The 21,552-nt window shown below is 62.1% G+C and carries 23 protein-coding genes; all 23 read right to left on the bottom strand.

Annotated features, from left to right (window positions below):
• Positions 1-961: flagellar motor switch phosphatase FliY (gene fliY / locus H7B90_RS25410; protein WP_185138706.1), on the bottom strand; the 961-nt coding region annotated here is incomplete at its 3' end.
• Positions 951-1,952, bottom strand: a complete 1,002-nt coding sequence (gene fliM, locus H7B90_RS25415; RefSeq protein ID WP_185138707.1) for a flagellar motor switch protein FliM — start codon at positions 1,950-1,952, stop codon at positions 951-953. The genes fliM and fliY, both read right to left, overlap by 11 nt.
• 40 nt (positions 1,953-1,992) lie before the next feature.
• Positions 1,993-2,475 (bottom strand): flagellar basal body-associated FliL family protein, encoded by a 483-nt coding sequence (locus H7B90_RS25420; RefSeq protein ID WP_185138708.1) that lies wholly within the window; start codon positions 2,473-2,475, stop codon positions 1,993-1,995.
• Positions 2,472-2,705, bottom strand: a complete 234-nt coding sequence (locus H7B90_RS25425; RefSeq protein ID WP_185138709.1) for a flagellar FlbD family protein — start codon at positions 2,703-2,705, stop codon at positions 2,472-2,474. Before H7B90_RS25425 ends, H7B90_RS25420 begins: the two co-directional genes overlap by 4 nt.
• Before the next feature lie 76 nt (positions 2,706-2,781).
• Positions 2,782-3,606, bottom strand: a complete 825-nt coding sequence (gene flgG / locus H7B90_RS25430; RefSeq protein ID WP_185138710.1) for a flagellar basal body rod protein FlgG — start codon at positions 3,604-3,606, stop codon at positions 2,782-2,784.
• Positions 3,607-3,708: 102 nt separating this feature from the next.
• Positions 3,709-4,107, bottom strand: a complete 399-nt coding sequence (locus H7B90_RS25435) for a TIGR02530 family flagellar biosynthesis protein (RefSeq protein ID WP_185138711.1) — start codon at positions 4,105-4,107, stop codon at positions 3,709-3,711.
• Positions 4,100-4,564: a flagellar hook capping FlgD N-terminal domain-containing protein gene (locus tag H7B90_RS25440; protein WP_185138712.1), complete on the bottom strand. Its 465-nt coding sequence runs from the start codon at positions 4,562-4,564 to the stop codon at positions 4,100-4,102. Before H7B90_RS25440 ends, H7B90_RS25435 begins: the two co-directional genes overlap by 8 nt.
• A gap of 21 nt (positions 4,565-4,585) precedes the next feature.
• Positions 4,586-6,016: a flagellar hook-length control protein FliK gene (locus H7B90_RS25445; protein WP_185138713.1), complete on the bottom strand. Its 1,431-nt coding sequence runs from the start codon at positions 6,014-6,016 to the stop codon at positions 4,586-4,588.
• A gap of 36 nt (positions 6,017-6,052) precedes the next feature.
• Positions 6,053-6,961: a MotE family protein gene (locus H7B90_RS25450; RefSeq protein ID WP_185138714.1), complete on the bottom strand. Its 909-nt coding sequence runs from the start codon at positions 6,959-6,961 to the stop codon at positions 6,053-6,055.
• 46 nt (positions 6,962-7,007) lie between these two features.
• A complete protein-coding gene (gene fliJ, locus H7B90_RS25455; protein ID WP_185138715.1) occupies positions 7,008-7,454 on the bottom strand; it encodes a flagellar export protein FliJ in 447 nt (148 codons plus the stop codon).
• A gap of 12 nt (positions 7,455-7,466) precedes the next feature.
• Positions 7,467-8,789 carry a flagellar protein export ATPase FliI gene (fliI, locus tag H7B90_RS25460; RefSeq protein WP_185138716.1) on the bottom strand — a complete coding sequence of 441 codons (1,323 nt, stop codon included), beginning with the start codon at positions 8,787-8,789 and terminating at the stop codon, positions 7,467-7,469.
• Positions 8,773-9,615 carry a flagellar assembly protein FliH gene (gene fliH / locus H7B90_RS25465; RefSeq protein ID WP_185138717.1) on the bottom strand — a complete coding sequence of 281 codons (843 nt, stop codon included), beginning with the start codon at positions 9,613-9,615 and terminating at the stop codon, positions 8,773-8,775. Before fliH ends, fliI begins: the two co-directional genes overlap by 17 nt.
• Positions 9,608-10,624, bottom strand: coding sequence for a flagellar motor switch protein FliG (gene fliG / locus H7B90_RS25470; RefSeq protein WP_185138718.1), 1,017 nt, complete (start codon positions 10,622-10,624; stop codon positions 9,608-9,610). Before fliG ends, fliH begins: the two co-directional genes overlap by 8 nt.
• Positions 10,625-10,635: 11 nt before the next feature.
• A complete protein-coding gene (fliF, locus tag H7B90_RS25475; protein WP_185138719.1) occupies positions 10,636-12,210 on the bottom strand; it encodes a flagellar basal-body MS-ring/collar protein FliF in 1,575 nt (524 codons plus the stop codon).
• A gap of 44 nt (positions 12,211-12,254) precedes the next feature.
• The gene (fliE, locus tag H7B90_RS25480; protein WP_185138720.1) at positions 12,255-12,566 is read right to left on the bottom strand and encodes a flagellar hook-basal body complex protein FliE; all 312 of its coding nucleotides are present in this window, start codon (positions 12,564-12,566) and stop codon (positions 12,255-12,257) included.
• A gap of 40 nt (positions 12,567-12,606) precedes the next feature.
• Complete coding sequence (flgC, locus tag H7B90_RS25485) at positions 12,607-13,053, bottom strand: flagellar basal body rod protein FlgC (RefSeq protein ID WP_185138721.1); 447 nt, start codon at positions 13,051-13,053, stop codon at positions 12,607-12,609.
• A 29-nt stretch (positions 13,054-13,082) separates the two neighbouring features.
• Positions 13,083-13,502 (bottom strand): flagellar basal body rod protein FlgB, encoded by a 420-nt coding sequence (gene flgB, locus H7B90_RS25490; RefSeq protein ID WP_185138722.1) that lies wholly within the window; start codon positions 13,500-13,502, stop codon positions 13,083-13,085.
• Between the two features lie 254 nt (positions 13,503-13,756).
• The gene (gene codY / locus H7B90_RS25495; RefSeq protein WP_185138723.1) at positions 13,757-14,524 is read right to left on the bottom strand and encodes a GTP-sensing pleiotropic transcriptional regulator CodY; all 768 of its coding nucleotides are present in this window, start codon (positions 14,522-14,524) and stop codon (positions 13,757-13,759) included.
• 37 nt (positions 14,525-14,561) lie between these two features.
• A complete protein-coding gene (gene hslU / locus H7B90_RS25500) occupies positions 14,562-15,953 on the bottom strand; it encodes an ATP-dependent protease ATPase subunit HslU (RefSeq protein ID WP_185138724.1) in 1,392 nt (463 codons plus the stop codon).
• 23 nt (positions 15,954-15,976) lie between these two features.
• A complete protein-coding gene (gene hslV / locus H7B90_RS25505; protein WP_185138725.1) occupies positions 15,977-16,519 on the bottom strand; it encodes an ATP-dependent protease subunit HslV in 543 nt (180 codons plus the stop codon).
• A gap of 76 nt (positions 16,520-16,595) precedes the next feature.
• Positions 16,596-17,936 (bottom strand): FADH(2)-oxidizing methylenetetrahydrofolate--tRNA-(uracil(54)-C(5))-methyltransferase TrmFO, encoded by a 1,341-nt coding sequence (gene trmFO, locus H7B90_RS25510; RefSeq protein WP_185138726.1) that lies wholly within the window; start codon positions 17,934-17,936, stop codon positions 16,596-16,598.
• A gap of 130 nt (positions 17,937-18,066) precedes the next feature.
• The gene (gene topA / locus H7B90_RS25515; protein ID WP_185138727.1) at positions 18,067-20,163 is read right to left on the bottom strand and encodes a type I DNA topoisomerase; all 2,097 of its coding nucleotides are present in this window, start codon (positions 20,161-20,163) and stop codon (positions 18,067-18,069) included.
• A 273-nt stretch (positions 20,164-20,436) separates the two neighbouring features.
• Positions 20,437-21,549 carry a DNA-processing protein DprA gene (gene dprA / locus H7B90_RS25520; RefSeq protein WP_185138728.1) on the bottom strand — a complete coding sequence of 371 codons (1,113 nt, stop codon included), beginning with the start codon at positions 21,547-21,549 and terminating at the stop codon, positions 20,437-20,439.
• Between the last annotated feature and the right edge of the window lie 3 nt (positions 21,550-21,552).

A 21,552-nucleotide genomic window follows, 5' to 3' on the forward strand; every position in this document is an offset into this window, starting at 1 on the left:
GCGCTCCCCCGAGCGGCTGCGGGGGGGAGTAATCGACGTACGGCGGATAGCCCGTCATCGGCGGCATTCCCGCGGCCGGATGCGGCGGATATTGCGGCGCCGAATTCGGCGGGTATGGCGCGGCCGGATTCGGCGCATGGCTTGGCCCGGGCGCCGGGGCGGCCGCGGCGGGCGGCGCCTGATGCGCGGCCTGGGGCGGCGCGGGAGGCGCCGACGGCGCTGCGGACTGCGGCGCCGGAGCAGGCGCGGGGGCCGGTTCCGAAGACGCTCCGCCGATCAGCGAGGAGACCAGCTCCTTCGAGAACGGCACGGTCAGCAGCTGCATGATGGTCGAATCGATCAGATCCCCGATCTTCAGGCGGAACGACACTTTGACGAAGACGTCTTCCGGCGGAATGTTGGAGACGCCCGAATTGCCCTTCACGTCCATGATGTCGACGCCCGGAGGCGAGATGTTGACGAACCGGTTGAAGATCGTCGACATCGACGTGGCGGAAGAGCCCATCATCTGGTTCATCGCTTCCTGGACGGCGCTGATATGAATCTCGTTCAATTCTTCCGTCTGGACGTTGCCTTCGCCGCCCAGCATCAAATCCGCGATTACCTGAGCGTCGTGCGACTTGATGACGAGGGAATTGATCCCTTCGAAGCCGTCGACGTACCGGACATGGACGGCCACGTGCGGCTTCGGGAATTCGCTCTCGAACTGTTCCCTGGAGATCATGGACACCTTCGGCGTCGTAATGTCGACCTTGCGGCCGAGAAGCGTGGAGAGCGCGGTCGCCGCGCTGCCGAACGTAATGTTGCCGATCTCCCCGAGAGCGTCCTGTTCGAGCGGGGACAAGTAATCGTCCACGGACGGTGCGCCCCCGGACGCGGAAGGAGCGCTCTCTTCCGCGCCCGAAGATTGCCTTAGCAGAGCGTCTATCTCTTCTTGCGACAAGTAGTCCTTACTCGTCATTGAATTCTTCCACTCCTTCGCCGACGATCTCGTGAATCTGTACGGCCATTTTGTCCCGAACGGTACCCGGGCTGCCGATGAACTTCAGCTTGTCCCCGACTTTGATCTCCAGTCCCTCGTCCGTCGTCTTGTGCAGGGCGATGACGTCGCCGACCGCCAGGTTCAGGAATTCCTGAATGGAGATTCGGGAAGATCCCAGCTCGGCCACGATCGGGAGCTTGGCTTTGCTCACGCGCTGCTCGAGATGGTGAATCTCGTCGGGCGCTCTCGACTTCTTCTGGGAGACGAACCAATGGTGGACGGAGAGCTTCGACATGATCGGTTCGATGACGACGTGGGGAATACACAGGTTGATCATCCCCGTCGTATCTCCGATCTTCGTGCTGAGCGAGATCAGAGCGATCGTCTCGTTCGGGGAGACGATCTGCATGAATTGCGGGTTCGTCTCGAGCGCTTCGAGCCTCGGCTCGATATCGACGATCGTCTTCCACGCTTCCTGCAGCGTCTCGAGAGCCCGGCTGAAGATCTTCTCCATGATGATCGTCTCGATCTCCGTGAGGCTGCCGATCTTGCTCGGAGCGGAGCCGGCCCCGCCTAGAAGCCGGTCCAGCATGGCGAACGCCACGTTGGGGTGCACCTCGAGAACCATTCGTCCTTCCAGCGGTTCGGCTTCGAAAATGTTCAGGATCGTCATCTTCGGAATAGAGCGGATGAACTCGTCGTACGGCAATTGTTCGACCTGTACGACGTTGATCTGCACGAACGTCCGCAGTTGCGCCGAGAAATAGGTTGTCAGGAAACGCGCGAAATTCTCGTGGATGCGTGTCAGGCTGCGGATATGGTCTTTCGAGAATCGAACGGCCCGCTTGAAGTCGTAGGCGCGTATCTTCTTCTGGGCTTCCTCTTTTTTGAGCTCCTCCGCGTCCATCTCCCCGGAGGACAGCGCCGCCAACAACGCGTCTATCTCGTTTTGCGAAAGAACGTCAACCAATCTTCTCACCCCTTTCCGATAGGCGCCCGGCCACGACGCTTTAGACGGTCGTCATAATGAAGTTCGTAATCTCTACCTTGGAGAGCTTGCCCTTCGTGAGAACCGGATTGATGGCGTTGATCAATTCGGCGCACAGCTGGTCCTTGCCGGTCGTTCCGCTCAGTTGTTCCCGATCCAGTACCCACAAGGCCCGGTTGACGATCGGCTTGATCTGGATATCTTTCACTTTATCGAACTCTTCCTTCGCGGACTCGCTGTCGAGCTGGAAGGAGAGGCTGAGCTTCACCACGTAATCGGTATCCGCGATATTCGTCGTAATATCATTCAATTCGGATGTGACCTTGATCATTTCATCCGCGGACATCGGCTCGGCTTTCACGTCTTTGACGCTTTCTTGAGCCTGCTTTTCCGGATCTTTCGGCGACGAGTCGCCGAACAGAGTGCTCCAGGAATAGAGTCCGACGATAACGATTAGCGTGATCGCGAGAAGCAGCGATACAAGCCAAGGTAACATTTTTTTCATGACGTTGCCCCCTCCGATTGGGTGTCGGGCGGTTTCGTAACCGCCGCGAGCACGCCGATGCTGCGCAAGTAGTGCCGGATGGACCGGATCACATCCGAAGAATTTTCAACCACAATGAGTTTTTTGCCGTTCGTGAGCGTGATGATCGTATCCGGGGTCTGTTCGACGGATTCGATCAACAGCGCGTTGAGATGGAACGTCGTTCCGTTCAATCGTGTCAAAGCGATCATGCCGATCCCTCCGATCCACCGGGGGAGGAACGCGGCTTGACGCGTTCTCCCCGGCAGAACCTCAATGGCCTATCGATTAGCGTTTCAGGTTGACGACTTCTTCCAGGATGGAGTCCGAAGTCGTGATGATGCGGGAATTCGCTTGGAAGCCGCGCTGCGCGACGATCATGTCCGTGAATTCGTTCGTCAGGTCGACGTTGGACATTTCGAGCTGACCCGCGATAATGGAACCGGTCCCTCTCTCTTCGTCGGCGGCCGCCCCCAGGTCGAGAGCGGCTTCCGGGTTGGCGTTCGGGGTCATCCGGTACAGATTGCCGCCGACCTTCTCGAGGCCGCCCGGATTGATGACCTTCGCCACGCCGACTTGGGCGATCGCGTCGCCCGTCGTGCCGTCGGCGTTAACGGGCAGAATGCTTCCGTCCTGGCCGATCGAGAACGCCGTAACCGTCTCCGGATCGATCTGGATGGGTTCGCCGTCGGCGGAGAGCACGAACAATCCGTCGGAGTTGACCAGGAAGCCGGTCGCGTCGACATTGAAGTTGCCGGCGCGCGTCAGGAACGCGTTCTCGGGAGCGCCGGTCGGGCTGACGACGAAGAAGCCGTCGCCGTCAAGGCGAAGATCGGTCGGCACGTTGGTCGTCTGCGCGCTGCCGGCCGTATGGATCGTATCGATGGCCGAGATCGTGACGCCGAGGCCGACTTGCTTCGCGTTGACGCCGCCTTGCTCGCCTTCCACCGGCGCGGTGACGCCCGACATCGATTGGCTCAGAATATCCTTGAACATAACCCGGCCCGCCTTGAAGCCCGCCGTGTTCACGTTCGCGATGTTGTTGCCGATGACGTCCAGCTTCGTCTGGAACCCGCGCATTCCGGACACTCCGGAATATAAGGAACGCAACATGAATTCATCTACCTCCGATAATTGAGTTCGAGAATGATCCGCATCGGTCGGTCAGCGGATCCGGGCCTCCTCGAGAGGTCCGGCCCTTCCCGTTCGTTCCGATCAGTTGACGACAACCGCGCTGTCGATCTGCGTGAATACGTGGTCCTGCATCGTGGCCCCGTCCATGGCGGTGACCACCGTCCGGTTCGGAACGCTGACGATCATGGCGATGTCCCGGTACAAGACGAGCGAATCCTTGGCTCCCTTCGCCTCCGCCTGATCGATCGCGCTCGCGATTCGGTCGAGCTGCTCCGGCTGGAACCGGATTCCCCTCTGCTTAAGCCTCTGCTCCGCGTGGTGGCTGAACTTCAGGTCCGCCCGGTCGAGCAGCTGCTTGAACGAGGCGTCCGCCGGACCTGCGCCCGTCTGTCCGTCCGTTGTCGAGTGGACTGCCCGTTTGCCCGCGATCGGTCCGACCCGGCTCGCCGCCAGATGTCCGATCAGCAGCCGGTCACTCACCCGCGTCCACCTCCGAGCCTCCGCCGGAAGATGGAAGCGAGATCGAGGTGACTTCGTCCATCTTGACCTCGGTCGCGCCGATCTTCACGTAGGGCACTCCGTCCCTCGTCACGACGGAATCGACGATGCCCGACTTCGTCTGGGTGTTGCCCTGCTTGTCCGTCTCTATCCAGGTGACGTTCATGCCGAGCGTCATCGCGACCATTCCCGGAGAATAACGCAGCGCCGAGATCTGATTCGCCATGTTCATCGTCTGCTCGAGGGCCGAGAACTGGGCCATCTGCGCGATGAATTCCTTGTCTTCCATCGGCTGCATCGGGTCCTGGTTCTGAAGCTGCGTAATCATGATTTTCAGGAATTCGTCCTTGCCGAGCTCCTTCGTGGTGCTGCGGGCCGCCTTCTCCACGTTGGCGCTGGAGTAGTTCGGCCACACGTTCGTCGTGCTAATGCCAGCCAATCGCTTCACCTCCCCGTCTCGCTATGCGGTTACGTTGATCGCGCCGCCGTACCCGGCCTCGCGCAGGACGGAGGTTCTCTCCATCTCCGCTTCGAAAGTCACGGGATCCTCGTACGAGCCTTCCCGGTCGCGCTTGGACGCTTGTCCGTCTCCGCCGCCCGAACCCGGCTCGCGCTGCTCGTGACCCTGGAACAACGCCGAACCGTTCAAGCCGGTCGGCTCGACGACTTCCATTCTCTCGACCTGGATTCCCTGGACTTGAAGCGCCGCGCGCAGCTGGGCCATCTGGTTCTCCAGCAGCTCCTTGGCCGTTCCGTTGTGAGCGACGAATTGCGCCGTCAGCTGGCCGTCCTGCATCGCGATGCGAATGTCCACTTGGCCGAGATGCTCCGGACGCAGCGACAGCTTCGCTTCCGAGATGCCGTTGCCTTCCGTGAGCACGAACTGCTTCACGAGATAATTGCCGACCTGCTGCGAGAATTGGTGCACCGGAACTTGCGCCGGCAGCGTCGGCTGGCCGCTCTGGGCGTTCGCCTGCTTGGCCGCCTCTTGCCCCATCAGCATCCATGGAAGCGGCTGGCCGTTGCCGTCGGCCGGGCGATCTTCGGCCGCCGCCTGCACGACCGGCATGTCCGCCGTCTCCGCCGAAGCGTCCGCGGCGTTCGCCAGGTTCCACAGAACGATCGGCTCTTTGAACGCCGATACGGCTTTGCGCGGTTCCGCCGCAACGACCGTCTCCTCCGCCGTTTGCGGCCCGGAGCCCGACAACGGCAGGGCGACCGATGCCTTGGACGGATCCGCGGCCGCTTGCGCCTGGGCTGTCTGCGCCTCCGACTGCGCCGCGATCGCGGGAGCCAGCGCTTGCTGAAGCCGCTGAATCGCGTTCGCGAAGGCCTTCTCCGCTTCTTCCGGCTGCGATGTCAAGGCGAATGCTTGCTTCGAAGCGTGCAGAAGGGCCGGAAGCAGAAGAGCCAACCGGTCGGCGCCGGAGCCTTGTCCGGTCTCCGGCAACGCCGCGAGCTCGTCTCCCGCGGTCAGCTGCATATCCGGCGACGTCGTCGCTTCCGGCAGCGCCGGGCTTAGCTGTTCCAGCAGCGCTTGCAGGGAAGCGAGCAGCTCCGCCAGCGGATCGCGCGCGTCTTCCGGAAGCGTCTCGTCCTCCGCCAACGGCTGCATCCGATCGATCAGGCCGGAGAGAAGTTCGAGAAGTCCGGCGTTCGCTTCCGCGTCGCCTTCTCCCGTCAGCGAGCCAAGCGCCGCCGCTAGCATAGCCGAGACCGTCAGCCCGGTTGTCGCCGAGGGAGCGGCTTGCGAGCCTTCGCCTCCGATCGCTTGGACCAGGGCGCCCGCGAACGCGTTGCCCCCCGCCGTCTTGCCCGCCCCCGAACCGGACGCGGTCGCCGGAGCGGCCGCCGGGCCCATGGACGCGTTCGGCATCATGATTCTACTCATGTTCTCACCTCCCTTCCGAAGGCCGCCTTCGCCCGATTACGGGTTGGCCGGCATGAGCTTGCTCACGAGCGTAGCCGTCGTCTTGCTGTCTTCGTCCGACATCGACGCCAGCACCTGCGAGCGGGCCGAATCTTCCAGGGCTCCGAGAATCCGCAGCGCCTTGGATTGGTTCGAAGATGCCATCTGGAGCAGCAGCTTCGCCGCCTTGGCCGGCTGCATGGAGGTGAACGTCTGCTTCAGCTCCGCCGTATCCAAGGTGGACGTGTCGGAATCTGACTGCTTCTCCAGCTCCTTGATCCGCGCCTGCAGAGCGGCCATCTGCTGATCCTGCACCGAGTCCGCGTCCTTGAGCCGCATCGTGATGTCCGCCGCGACGGCGGGCGTCATCTTCTCGAGAATCCGTCCCCTCTCGGTGGCGGACATCGCCCCGAGCACGAGCGAGGCTTCCTCGGCGGTCATCTTCTCGAAGATCGGCGCCGCCTTGCCCGGCGTCATCTTGCCGTACATGTCCGAGAGCGACTTGATCTTCGCGTCGTATTGGTCGGCCGTGATCGTCTTGTCCTGGATTTGCTTGTTAAGCGCGGCGATCTGATTGTTCAGCTCTTCGATCTTCTTCTGCTGTTCCGCCGTCTTGGTCTTCTCTTGCTGAAGCGCCGTCTGCTGGTCCAGCAGCTGGGCGTTCAGCTCGTCCACCTTCTGCCTGGCGTTGCTGACCGTCAGCTCGTCCGGATTCGCCGCCTCGTTCTCCGGCTTCGCCGGATCCGGCAGCACCGAGTTCAGCAGCGGAATCTTGTTGCCGAACGTCAGCGCGGACTGCCGCCAATCGGAATTGAACAGCAGCAGCAGCACGCCGAGCAGAACCGCAGTGAACAAGATGGGAGTCAGGAAAAAGAGGAACCGCTCGAAGCCGGAATACCCGCTCTTCTCAACGTTGGAGCCCGACACGAAACCCCCTCCTTCTCTGCGATGATGTCATTCATTGGGACCTCTCTTACATCCGGGAGGATGCCGCGGCTCTCATAACCGCCATCTCATCCAATTCGTTCTGTTCGCGGGCGAGCCATTCGGCGCGGAACCGTTCGCGGGCCTTGTCCCTGGCGTTCAGCCACACCTTCTCGTCGACCATCTTGTCCGCGAGCCGCCGCCTGCGCAGCGCCGTCTGGTCTTCCGCCTTGCGAACCTCCGCCAGCTGGCTCTTCATCCGGTAATCGAGCCACTCGATGAACTGCTGAAGCCGCTGGATCTCCATCAGCGGGGTCGGGCGAAGCGCTTGCTCGGCGAGCCGCTTCTCGGCTTCTTCCTTCTCGAGGCCGATCCGCTCGAGCCTCTCCTGCTCTTCCTTCAGCTTGCCGAGGGCGGCCGCGTACTCCCATTCCGCCATCGACTTCTCGCTCTCCTTGAGATCCACGATCTTCTGCAAGTGGTAACGGAACTTCATTTATTCGGAACCTCATCTCTTGTAGAAATCGATAATGAGCCGCTGCCGAGTCTCTTCCAGCGTGACCTTCTCGGTCGTCTTCTGGCGCGTGAAGTCGTTGATGGCTTGGATGAACCGGATCGACTTGTCGATCTCCGGATTCGATCCGCTCTGGTACGCCCCGATATTGATCAGGTCTTCCGAATCTTTATAGACGGAGAGCAATCGTTTGAGCTGTTCGGCCGCGTCCTGCTGCTCCTCGGACACGATGTCCTTCATGACCCGGCTTATGCTGGCCAGGACGTCGATGGCGGGAAAATGGCCCTTGTGCGCAAGCTGGCGGCTGAGCACGATATGGCCGTCCAGGATGCCCCGCACCGCGTCGGCGATCGGCTCGTTCATGTCGTCGCCGTCGACGAGCACGGTATAGAACGCCGTGATCGTTCCGCTCGGCCCCGTCCCCGCCCTCTCCAACAGCTTGGGCAACGCGGCGAAGACGGACGGCGTATAGCCGCGAGTCGCCGGCGGCTCGCCGATCGCGAGGCCGACCTCCCGCATCGCCATCGCGTACCGGGTCACCGAATCCATCATGAGCATCACGTTGAGCCCGCGGTCGCGGAAATACTCGGCGATCGTCGTCGCGATAAGCGCTCCCTTGATCCGAATGAGCGCGGGCTGGTCCGACGTCGCGACGACGACGACCGAACGGGCGAGCCCTTCCGGCCCGAGGTCGCGCTCGATGAATTCGAGCACTTCGCGGCCGCGCTCGCCGACGAGGGCGATCACGTTCACGTCCGCCGTCGTGTTCCGGGCGACCATGCCGAGCAAGGTGCTCTTGCCGACGCCGGATCCGGCGAAGATGCCCATCCGCTGTCCTTGGCCGACCGTCAGCAATCCGTCGATGCTGCGGACGCCCGTCCCGAGCGGTTCCCGGACGCGCGGCCTCAGCAGCGGATTGTCCGGCGTGTTGTACGTCGAATAATGCGGCAGGTGCGGCGGAAGCTTCGAGCCGTCCAGCGGCCGCCCGAGTCCGTCCAGCACCTTGCCCAGCAGCTCGGAGCCGACCTGCACCGTAAGCGGCCTGCCCGTCGTGACGACTTCGCAGCCGGGACCGACCGAGTGAAGATCGCCGAGCGGCATGAGCAGCACCCGGTTGTCGCGGAAGCCGACGACCTCGGCCAGAATCGGTTCGCCCCCCTTGAGCGGGTGGATGGCGCATACGTCTCCGATGCCCGCGTCGGGGCCTTGCGACTCGACGGTAAGTCCGATGATCTGGGTGACTTTGCCGTTGACCCGGACCGGATCGAGGTGCTGAAGCGCCTCTTCGTACTTGGCGAGATCAATCCCCCGGGACATGGTCATCCCTCGCTTCGGCGGAATGCGCGGCGACCCGCAACAATTCCTGGCGAATAGACGTCAATTGAGTATCGACGCGGGCGTCGATGCTTCCGAACGAAGAACGGATCACGCATCCGCCTTCGCCGACGGTCTGATCCGGCACGATCGCAAGGCTCGCCTGCGAATCGATCGCCATCGACAGCTCGTCCTTGGCCGCGTGCACGAACGAGAATTGGGACGGAGCCACGCAGAGCGTGATCGTTCCCTGTTCCTTGCGCCTCGACAGAGCCTTGGCGATCAGCTCGAGCGTCAGCTCCGGCGTCTCTTCGATCCGACGGGCGATGACCTTCTCGGCGATCCTGCAGCTGAGCTCGACGAGGAATTGCTCGGCTTCCTGAATAATGTGTTCCTTCGCTATGTATGCTTGCTTGACGATCTGGGAGGCCTCCGACAGCTTCGCCTCCCACTCCGACCGCAGCTGCCGGCCGGCGTCCTCGCTGCCTTGACGGAATCCGTCGTCGTAGCCGAGCCGCCTGGCCTCTTCGGTCGCTTGTTCGTCCTGGAGGCGTCGTTCCTGCCACCAGCTCTCCGCTTCTTCGGCCGCCTGAGCCTTGATTTGCTCGGCGCTCTCGCGGGCTTGGCGAACCAGCTCTTCCGCGACCTGCTCGGCGTCCCGAAGAATGCGTTCCTTCATCGATTGAGTTTCGACATCGATCGACGATTCTCCTCCGCCGTCGACGGCGGATTCCGAAATAATTTGCGGCTTGGTAGCCATCCGGAGCTGTTCGATCCTTCTCAAATCTTCGACCGATATGACATGGGAGGATTTGATCAGATTAGACAATGATATCGTCTCCTCCGCCGCGGGCGATAATGATCTCTCCCGCTTCTTCCAGCCTGCGGATCGTCGCTACGATGCGCGTCTGGGCTTCTTCGACGTCGCGAAGGCGCACCGGCCCCATGTATTCCATCTCTTCCTTGAACGTCTCGGCCATGCGCTTCGACATGTTGCGGAAGATCGCCTCGCGGACTTCCTCGCTCGCCACCTTGAGCGCGAGCTGCAGATCCGCGTTCTCGATGTCGCGGATAATCCGCTGGATCGAGCGGTTGTCGAGATTGACGATGTCCTCGAAGACGAACATCCGCTTCTTGATCTCTTCCGCGAGCTCCGGATCCTGGATCTCGAGAGAGTCGAGAATGGTGCGTTCCGTCCCCCGGTCGACGCCGTTCAGGATCTGCACGATCGCTTCGATGCCGCCGGCGTTCGTATAATCCTGCGTGACGGTCGCCGACAGCTTCTGCTCGAGGACGCGTTCGACCTGGGCGATGACTTCCGGAGACGTGCTGTCCATGAGCGCGATTCTTCTCGCCACGTCCGCCTGCTTGTCCTGCGGAAGCGAGGACAGAACGGCCGAGGACTGCTCCGGGAGCAAATACGAGAGAACGAGAGCGATCGTCTGCGGGTTCTCGTTCTGGATAAAGTTGAGAATCTGGGTCGGCTCAGCCTTCCGCGCGAAGTCGAACGGCCGAACCTGCAAGGTCGCCGTCAGCCGGTGAAGGATATCCGAAGCCTTCTGCGAGCCGAGCGCCTTCTCCAGAATCTCCTTGGCGTACGTGATGCCGCCTTGCGTCAGGTATTCCTGCGCCACGCAGATCTGATGGAATTCCGACAGGATCGTCTCTTTCTCCGCGTTGTCCACTTTGCGCACGTTGGCGATCTCCAGGGTTAGCTGTTCGATCTCCTCGTCGCGCAGATGCTTGAATACTTGGGCCGAGACGTCCGGCCCTAACGTTATGAGCAGAATAGCCGCTTTCTGTCTGCCGCTCAGCTGATATTGACCCGTTTTAGCCATGAACGCCACCTCTATTCATCCACAAGCCACGTCCGGAGAAGATTGACGAATTCTTCCGGTTTGCGCTTGGCCAAGCCTTCCAGCTGTTTGCGAACTTGGTTCTCGTTGGACACGCTGTCGATGTCGATCGTCGGCAGCTCCACGCGCGGCGGCTCTTCCTCGACGAGCGCCGCTTCCTGGGCCTTCTTGCGGCGGCGGTACAGATAGTAGCCGCCTCCCCCGACGAGAGCGAGCGCCAGGACGCCGAGTCCGGCCAGCCAATAAGTCGAAGGCGATACGCCTCCGGAAGCCGTCGTTCCGGCCGCGAACGATTGGGAGATGACCGATACCCGCTTGGCGATCTCCTCGTCCGGCAGCTCCTTGCCGGAGTTCGCCAGCAGCGTCCGCACGTCGTTGACGAGCTTCTGCTGGATCGCCGTCTGCTTCTCCGGCGTCATCGCGGCGGCATCGACGGCGACGCTGATCGCCAGATCGTTCACTTGGTAGGGAGCGAACGTCGTGTTCGTCGTAATGTGGCTGTTCTCGTACGTAACCGTAGACGAGGTCTTCTCCGAGGACGAGCCGGACGTGCCGCTCGAGGACGGGTAGTTCGCGACGTCGGTCTGGCCGGTGCCGGCGACGCCGCCCGCGGAGCTGTCCGTTCCCGTATAGGATTCCGCCGTATCCTGCTGACTGACGACGGCGCCTTTGTTGTCGTTGTTGTCGAGCGGCTTGACCAGCTGCTCCTGCTGCGTCTTCTGATCGAAGTTGAGCGAAGACACGACGCTGACGACCACGTTGTCCATGCCGACCATCTGCGCCAGGAACTGCTCGGTCTTCGTCTTGATTCCGTTCTCGAACTTGCGCTGGATGTCGAACTGCTGATCGAGCAGCGTTCCGCTGACGCCCCCGCCGCTTCCGCCGATGGCGGCCGACGGGACCAGCTCCCCGGATTGGCTCGTGATCGTGATGTCTTCGACGCTGAGGTTCGGAACCGCGGTCTTCACGAGGTTGAAGTAGCTGTCGATCTCCTCTTGCTTCGGACGGAAGCCGGGCTTGAACGTCAATTGGATGGAGGCGGATGCCCTCTCCTTGTCCGCGTCGCTCAGGAACACGCTCTCTTCCGGCAGATTGACGAGCACCTTGGCTCTCTGAATGCCCTGCATGCCGAGCAGGAGCTGTTGAACTTCGCCGTTCAAGGCGTTGCGGTACTTGACCCGGAACTCCTGGTCCGTCGTGCCGATCGTCGAGGAGGACTTGCTCAGCTCGGCGAACCCGATGGATCCGTTCTGCACGAGACCTTGGGAGCCGACCGCCACCCGAACCTTGGCCGCCGACGCGCTCGGAACCGAGATGCTCGTTCCGCCGTCGCCGAGCTTGTAAGGAATGCCGCTGCTGTCCAAGTACTCCATGATGGCTTGCGAATCGCTGCTGTCCAAATTTTGAAACGCGAGCTCATACTCGGTCCGTGTAAATAGATAAGTAAAAAAAACGATCGCCAGAATCAACAGCCCCGCCGTCGATGCCAGCACCCATTTCTGGGTTCTGCTGTATTGGTTCCAGAAGCCGAGCAGCTTCTCCCAAATACGGGCCAACTTTGCGCTCACGATTTCACCTCACTTGCGGACTTTGCTGCATAGTAGAGCTGCGATTAGACGGTCATCCGCATGATCTCCTGATACGCTTCGATCACTTTGTTGCGGATTTGTGAGGTTAATTCCAGGCTCAGCTCGGCTTTGGAAGCCGCGATCATGACGTCGTTCACGTCGGCTTCGCCGATCAGGAACCGGTCGTTCACCGTATGTACGTATTGTTCTTGGGCGGCTACGCCGTCCAGCGCTTGCTTCAGGAAGGACGCGAAGCTCTCCGTCGCTTCGGCGGGCGTCGCCGCCGGCTTGGCGGGCGCGGCCGCCGCCATGGATGCGGCCGGAGAGACGGCGGACAACAAATGATTCTGAATCATGTTTGAACCCTCCTAAGAGTGGGTAATCCCTCTATGCGGCTTAGCCTCTGCCGATCTCCAGCGACTTGGCGAACATCGCCTTGCTCGCGTTCAGGGCGGTGACGTTCGCTTCGTACGAGCGGGTCGCCGAGATCATGTCGACCATCTCCTTGAGGATGTCGACGTTCGGCATGCGGACCATTCCGTCGGCATCGGCGTCGGGGTGCGTAGGATTATAGACCTGCTTGAAGGGCGTGGAATCTTCCCGGATCTCCGTCACCTGTACGCCTTGGGAGCCCGCGGCGTTCAGCTTGCCGTCCAGGATGTCGGAGAAGCTGGCCTTCATCGGCTCCACGACGACCATCTTGCGGCGATAAGGAACGAATTCCCCGTTGACGTAGCCGGCGCGGGTCGTCTCGGCGTTGGCGATATTGGAGGAGATCACGTCCATCCTCAGACGCTGCGCGGTCAGTGCCGATGCGCTGATGTCGATTCCGCCTAGTCTCATTCAGAAGCCTCCTGTTCGTTTACGCTCGGTTACTGGCCTTTGATGCCGATTCGCAGCATCTTGATCTCGTGGTTGATCTGCTGGGCGTACAGATTGTACCGGAGCTGGTTCTCCGCGAGAAGCGCCATCTCCTTGTCGATGTCGACGTTGTTGCGGCTATTGTTGATTCGCGTGCTCTCTTCCGTTACGATGCGGGCGGAGGGCACCGGGGAGGACGTTCCTCCTACGGGAATATGTCTATCGTCCGTGCGGATTCCGGCGAAGCCGGGCGAAGGTCCCGCGTCCGAACTCATGGCTTGGGCGAGCAGATCCTCGAAGACGACGTCCGAACGCTTGAAGTTCGGGGTGTCCACGTTGGCCACGTTGTTGGCCAGCACCTGCTGCCGCAGCGAAGCGGCCTTAATCGCCCCTTCCAGCCTCTGGAACGAAGCTCCGCTTAACAAATCCATTATGTACCGCCTCTCCTTTGCGCGTAGAAATGTTGGACAATCGTCACAAAGACATTAGTTCAACGGCGTTTCCGCATTTTCCTGCCTCGTTCGACATTTCTTTCTTAAATCTTCCTATAATCGTCGATTTATGGCGACATTAAAAATTTCTAAGAACTATCATCCATTACCGAGCCGAAAACGACAATAAGAAAAAAGACCTATTCTTGTGAACAGAACAGGACTTTTTATTTTCCATTCCTATGGAAAAAGACTCAGTATTTCCTCGATTCCAGTTCTTGCAGAAGCTGGTCGTTCAGGATGCGAATGTAGGTGCCCTTCATGCCGAGGGAGCGGGTATCGATGACCCCGGCGCTCTCCAGCTTGCGCAAGGCGTTCACGATAACCGACCTTGTGATGCCGGCCCGGTCCGCAATCTTGGAAGCGACGAGAAGCCCTTCCCTTCCTTCCAGCTCCTCGAAAATATGATCGACGGCTTCCAGCTCGCTGAAGGACAAAGAATTGACCGCGATGGTCACGACGGCCTTGCTGCGCGCTTCGACCTCCCGCTCTTCCGCCCGCTCCCGCAGAATCTCCATGCCGATGATCGTCGAACCGTACTCCGCCAAGATCAGATCGTCGTCTCCGAAAATTTGATTTTCTCTGGCCAGGACTATAGTCCCTAGACGATCTCCTCCTCCGATAATCGGCACGATCGTGACGGTCTGGTCCGCGAACGCGGCTTCCACCGGGGAGAGAACCTCCCCCGGTTCCACGTTGGAAGCGGTCTGCGCGATTCCGAGCAGGTGCTCGTTCGTCTCCGGCGGGAACCTCAGTTCGTCCGCCGGGTTCTGCCGAAGCCACGCCTCCGGGAAATGCGGGGAAGGGGCGGCCCCCAGGATTTTGCCCCTGCGGCTGACGACGAATACCCCGCCCATCAGCGTCTCGCGCAGCGCCTCCGCCATCTCCCGGAAGTTGAGCGGCTTGCCGGCCGCCGATTGCAACAGCGCGTTCAATGATCTGACTTTCTCCAACAACGTCATGGTTCCGTTTCCTCCATCTTAGCGACAAGCCGTGAAGCTATAAGATATATTGACTCAAGTCTCGGTTGCTTGCAATGGTTGACAATTTGTCCTTCACGTATTCGGGGGTGATGGACATCCGTTCGATCTGCAGCTCGGGCGCTTCGAAGCTCAAATCCTCGAGCAGCTTCTCCAGCAGCGTATGCAGGCGCCGCGCCCCGATGTTCTCCGTGTTGCGGTTCACTTCCTGGGCCATTCTCGCCAGCTCGGCGATCGCCTCGTCCGTGAATTCGATCTCGATTCCCTCCGTCTGCAGGAGCGCCGCGTATTGCTTCGTCAGCGCGTTCTGGGGTTCGGTCAGGATGCGCACGAAGTCCTCGTCGGTCAAGCTGGACAGCTCGACGCGGATCGGGAAGCGGCCCTGCAGCTCGGGAATGAGATCGGAGGGCTTGGCGACGTGGAAGGCGCCGGCCGCGATAAATAGGACGTAATCCGTCTTGACAGGTCCGTATTTGGTCACGACTGTCGAGCCTTCGACGATAGGCAAAATGTCGCGTTGCACGCCTTCCCGGGAGACGTCGGGACCTTGGCCCCGTCCGTTGGACGCGATCTTGTCGATCTCGTCGATAAAGATGATGCCGGATTGCTCGGCCCGCCGGACGGATTCCGCGATGACGTCGTCCATGTCGATCAGCTTGCCCGCTTCCTCGACGGTCAGCACCTTGCGCGCTTCCTTGACCGACAGCTTCCGCTTCTTCCGCTTCTTGGGCATGAACTGGCTGAGCATCTCCTGCATGTTCTGCCCCATCTGGTCCTGCCCGGGACCGGCGAACAGATCCATCATGGAAGGCGCCTGGTCCTCCACCTCGATCTCGACGGTCTCGTTCTCGAGGCCGCCCGCGGCCAGCTTCGCCTTGACGTCGGCGCGCCGGGACGCCAGCGACGGGTCGACGGGCTCCGGCTCCTCGGCCTGGTTCTGTCCGCCGCCGAACAGCATCTCGAGCGGATTGCGCTGGCTCTTCGGCTTGGCGGGCGAAGGCACGAGGAGCGCAGCCAGCCGTTCGTTCGCGGCTTGCTCGGCCTTGTCCTTGACCTTCTCCATCCGCTCTTCCTTCACCATCCGGATCGCCGTCTCGACGAGGTCCCGAACCATCGATTCCACGTCGCGGCCGACGTAGCCGACTTCGGTGAACTTGGTCGCCTCCACCTTGACGAACGGGGCGTGGACGAGCTTGGCGAGGCGTCTGGCGATCTCCGTCTTGCCGACGCCGGTCGGCCCGATCATGAGAATGTTCTTCGGCACGATCTCGTCCCTCACCGTCTCCGGCAGACGTCCCCGCCGGTACCGGTTGCGCAGGGCGACGGCGACCGAGCGCTTGGCCTGCTTCTGTCCGACGATGTATTTGTCCAGCTCCGCCACGATCTGGCGGGGCGTCAGTTGATCGTTCATGGCGTTCCCTCCGCTTCCCCTGTTTAAATCTCTTCCACGACCAGGTTGCTGTTCGTATAGACGCAGATCTCCGAGGCGATCTGCAGCGCGTTCCTCGCGATGTCCTTCGCCTCCAGGGCGGGGGCGTGGCGGAGCAGCGCCCGGGCCGCCGCCAGGGCGAAGCTGCCGCCCGAGCCGATGGCGAGCACGCCGTCGTCCGGCTCGATCACTTCGCCGTTGCCGGAGAGCAGCAGCATGCCGGTCGCGTCGACGACGATCATCATCGCCTCCAGCCGGCGCAGGACGCGATCGGAGCGCCAATCCTTGGCCAGCTCCACCGCGGCCCGCTGCAGGTTGCCGTGATGCTCCTCGAGCTTCCCTTCGAACTTCTCGAACAGCGTGATCGCGTCGGCGACCGAGCCGGCGAACCCGGCGAGCACCTGGCCCCGGTACAGCCGGCGGACCTTCTTGGCCGTGTTCTTCATCACCATGCTGTTGCCGAAGGTGACCTGGCCGTCCCCGGCGATCGCGCCTTTGCCGTTGTGGCGGACGGCGCAGATCGTCGTGGCGTGAAAACTCATCTCCATCTCCCTCAACCTCCTAAAATATTCCGGCTGCGGCAAAAGCGCGAAGCAGCGGGCGCTGATTCCGGCTGCCGCTGCTTCAATGTGTCGGAATGTCGGTCCGGTCCGCCGTCTCGGACCGGAATCGTTCGATCGCCTCCAGCGCCCGCGCGGCGATCTTGTCGTTCTTCTCCTTCTTGCTGCGCACCCGGTGGTCCAGCGGAGGGAACAGGCCGAAGTTCGCGTTCATCGGTTGAAAATGGCGGAAATCGGCGGTCGTAATATAGTCGGCCATGCTTCCGAGCGTCGTATGCGGCGGCAGGACGAGCGGCTCCAGCCCTCTGGCGAGCCGGCCCGCGTTGAAGCCCGCGATCAGGCCGGAGGCGGCCGATTCGACGTAGCCTTCGACGCCGGTCATCTGCCCCGCGAAGAAGAGCGTGTCCCTGCCGCGGAACTGGTAGGTCGGCCGCAGCAGCCTCGGGGAATTGATGAACGTGTTGCGATGCATGACCCCGTAGCGGACGAATTCCGCGTTCTCGAGGCCGGGGATCAGCGAGAACACCCGCTTCTGCTCGCCCCACTTCAGATGCGTCTGGAAGCCGACCAGGTTGTACAGCGTGCCCGCCGCGTTGTCCTGGCGCAGCTGGATGACCGCGTACGGCTGCTTGCCCGTGCGGGGATCGACGAGCCCGACCGGCTTGAGCGGGCCGAACAGCATCGTCTGCTTGCCCCGCCCGGCCATGACTTCGATCGGCATGCAGCCTTCGAACACCATGTTCTTCTCGAAGTCCTTCACGTCGGCCGTCTCGGCCGTCGTCAGCGCCTCGTAGAACGCTTCGAACTCCTCCTCGGTCATCGGGCAGTTCAGGTAAGCGGCCTCGCCTTTGTCGTATCGGGAGGCGAGGAACACCTTCTCCATGTCGATGGAGTCCTTCTCGACGATCGGGGCGGCCGCGTCGAAGAAGTAGAAGTACTCTTCTCCGAGCAGCTCGCGGATCCGCTCCGACAGCTCCGGCGACGTGAGCGGCCCCGTCGCGACGACGACGATCCCGTCCTCGGGGATGTCCGTCAGCTCTTCGTTCACGACGGTGACGAGCGGATGCTCGCGCAGGCGGCGGGTCACCTCGCCGGAGAAGCCTTCGCGGTCGACGGCGAGCGCGCCGCCGGCCGGCACGGCGTTGTTGTCGGCGGAGGAGAGGATAAGCGAGCCGAACCGGCGCATCTCCTCCTTCAGCACGCCGACGGCGTTGGTCAGGCCGTTCGCCCGCAGGCTGTTGCTGCAGACGAGCTCGGCGAAGCGGTCGGTATGATGCGCGGGCGTGCGTCGCGCGGGGCGCATCTCGTATAGAGTGACGGGGACGCCTTGGGAAGCGATCTGCCAAGCGGCTTCGCTTCCCGCGAGACCGGCGCCGACGACCGTCACGGGTCGGTAAGCGTTCAAGGGTTCGTACCTCCTGCGGCAATGGAATATCGGGGTTGGGAGAAGATCGCGTCCCCGGACGGGACGCTTCCGGGTTGACTGCAGCCTCGAGACCGGCCGGCAAGCTGGGCGCCTGTCGGGCGCCGCCCGGTCAGTCGGCCGCTTCTTCCGGCTCGGCCGCGTTCTCGCTGTGGCCGCACTGGGTGCAGTTCCACGTGACGCCGGCCTTCCCGCGCTTCTCGACCATCATGCCGCCGCAATCGGGGCAAGGCTTCGGCACGGGTTTGTCCCAGGAGACGTAATCGCACTCCGGATACCGGTCGCAGCCGTAGAACATGCGGCCCTTCTTGCTCCGTCTCTCGACGACATGGCCTTTGCCGCACTTCGGGCACTCGACCCCCGTCGCCTTAACGATCGGCTTCGTGTTCCGGCACTCCGGGAAGCCGGAGCAGGCGAGGAACTTGCCGAAGCGTCCCATCTTGTAGACCATCGGGCTTCCGCACTTCTCGCAGATCTCGTCCGACGGCTCGTCTTTGATCTCGATCTCCTTCATCTCGTCTTCGGCGACCTCGAGCCGCTTCTTGAACGACTCGTAGAACTCGCCGATGACGTCGACCCAGTTCTCCTTGCCTTCCTCGACGTGGTCGAGATCGTCTTCCATGTTCGCGGTGAACTCGGCGTTCACGATCTCCGGGAAGAACTCCTCCATCAATTGGCTGACAAGCTCCCCGAGCTCGGTAGGGAAGAACTTCTTGTCCTCGATGGCGACGTAATTCCGCTTCTGGATCGTCTCCAGCGTCGGGGCGTACGTGCTCGGGCGGCCGATGCCGAGCTCCTCCAGCGTCCGGACGAGCCTCGCTTCGGTATAGCGGGGAGGCGGCTGCGTGAAGTGCTGCTTCGGATCGATCGCGTTCGTCTCGACCTTGTCGCCCGTCGCCAGCGGCGGGAGCAGCCGGTCTTCCTCCGTCGTCCCGTCGTCGTTGCCTTCCACGTACACCTTCATGAAGCCGGCGAACTTGAGCTTGGAGCCGTTCGCCCGGAACGTGACGGGACCGTTCAGAAGATCGACCGTCATCGTATCCAGGACGGCCGACGCCATCTGGCTCGCCACGAACCGCTCCCAGACGAGCTTGTAGAGCCGGTGCTGGTCCCTCGTCAGATAAGGCTTCACTTCGTCCGGATCGCGGAGAACGGACGTCGGGCGGATCGCCTCGTGCGCGTCCTGGGCGTTCGCGTTCTTCTTGAGGTAGACGCGGGGAGTCTCGGGATAGAACTTCGCGCCGTACTTGTTCACGATATACTCTCGCGCTTCTTCCTGCGCGACCGGAGAGATGCGCGTCGAGTCCGTTCTCATATAGGTGATCAGACCGACGGTGCCTTCCTTGCCGAGATCGACGCCCTCATAGAGCTGCTGGGCGATCTGCATCGTCTTCGCGGCCCGGAAGTTCAGCTTGCGCGCGGCTTCCTGCTGAAGCGAGCTCGTGATGAACGGAGGCGAAGGGTTGCGCTGACGCTCCTTCTCCTTGACTTCGCCGACCGAGAACGGCTTGCCCTCGATCAGCGCGAGCACTTCCTTCACGTCCGCTTCGCTGTGAAGCTCCTTCTTGTCGTCGCCGAGGGAGTGGAACTTCGCCTCGAACGGAGCTCCTTCTCTCAACAAATGCGCGGTGATGCTCCAATATTCTTCCGGCACGAACGACTTGATCTCGTTCTCCCGGTCGATGATCAGCTTGACGGCGACCGATTGGACCCGGCCGGCGCTGAGGCCTTTCTTCACCTTCTTCCACAGAAGGGGGCTGATCTTGTAGCCGACGAGCCGATCCAGCACCCGGCGGGCCTGCTGGGCGTTCACGAGATCCATATTGATCGGGCGGGGCGCCTTGAAGGCGTCCTTGACCGCCTGCTTCGTAATTTCGTTGAAGACGACGCGGCACGCGTCCTTCTCGTCCAGGTCCAGGTAATGCGCAAGATGCCACGCGATCGCTTCTCCCTCGCGATCGGGGTCGGCCGCGAGATAGACTTTTTTGACTTTCTTGCTGGCTTCCTTCAAATCCTTAAGCACGTTGCCCTTGCCGCGGATCGTGATGTATTTGGGTTCGAAATCGTTCTGGATCTCCACGCCCATCTGGCTCTTGGGCAAGTCCCGAATGTGGCCCATGGACGCTTTGACGATAAATTTGCTTCCCAGATATTTGCCAATGGTCTTCGCCTTGGCCGGCGACTCTACGATAACGAGCGAATCCGCCACGTCCATTCCTCCTCTCCAACGGTCGACGAGCCCTTCGACCGGGCCGCCTTCATTCCAATACGGCCGGTCAAAGGACAGTATATACAGAACCGGGTTGCTGGTGATTTTTGCGCTTTTATCTGTAAAGATAACAGAACCGAGTGTAAAAGTCCAAAAGTCGCGTCGGAGGAGGCCGGCGAAGGGGGCCGGCGAGCGGCCGCAAGACGCGCCGAAAACGCCCGCTCCCCTTGCCGTTCGGGCGTTCTCAGCCTGAGCCGGACGAGGATCCGCCGCTCACAGAAGAGCGTACAGCGCTCCCGGCCGCTGGACGACGATTCTCTTCATCTGAAGGGCGAGCAGCGCCGCGTGCAGCGCGCCGTCCTCGAGCGCCCGCTCTTCCGCGAGCTCGTCGACGGTGCGCGGCCGGTCCAGGAGCAGCTCGTAGACCGTCCGCTCGGCCGGGCTCATCTCGAGGCGCTTCGCCGCCGCCTGGCCGAAGCCCGCGGACGGCGGTTCGGAGACTCTGGGGAACAGGTAGGGATATTCCTTCTTGATGTCGCTGACGTCCATGACCGGCTTCGCCCCTTCGCGGAACAGCCGGAGCGCTCCCGCGCTGCGGGGGGACGTGATCGGCCCGGGCACGACGAACACGTCCCGGTTCATCTTGAGCGCGTGTTCCGCCGTGATGATCGCCCCGCTGCGCTCCGCGGCCTCCACGACGACGGTGCCGAGCGACAGGCCGGCGATGATCCGGTTGCGCAGAGGGAACTGCCCGGGATGCAGCGGCGTGCCGAGCGGGGTCTCGGAGAGAACGAGACCCTCTCGGGCGATGTCCCGGTAGAGAGCCCTGTTCTCGTACGGGTAAGGCGAATCCGCGGGCGAGGCGAGCACGGCGACGGTGCCCGCGGGCTTATGCAGCGCGCCGGCGTGGGCGGCGGCGTCGATGCCCTTGGCCAGGCCGCTGACGACGGTCAGGCCGCCCGAGGCGCACTCGGCGGCGAGATCCTCGGCGACGCGCCGGCCGTAAGCCGTGGCCATCCGGGTTCCGACGATGGCTACGGACGGCTGATCGGCCAGCTCCAATCGGCCGATGTAATAGAGCGCCCAAGGCGGCTGCTCGATCTCCAGCAGCAGCCTCGGGTACCCGGGATCGAGCGGGGTCACGACCGAGACGCCCTTGCGGGCCCGCCTTCGCCTCGAGGCGTCCACCGCCTCGGGACGCAGCTTCTCGACGAGCTTCGACGATTGCCGCGGATAGAGCCCGTATTCCCGCCAGTCCGCCTCTCTGCGCCTCTGCGCGCCTTGGACGCCCCCTCGGCGCACGATTCGGTCGATCGTGATCCAGCCGATCCCCTCCGTCTCGTGCATCGCCACGATCGCTTCGCTCATGCTCAGTTCCTCCGTCATCGC

It is taken from the genome of Cohnella xylanilytica (genome assembly GCF_014212175.1).
GTDB classification, from domain to species: domain Bacteria; phylum Bacillota; class Bacilli; order Paenibacillales; family Paenibacillaceae; genus Cohnella; species Cohnella xylanilytica.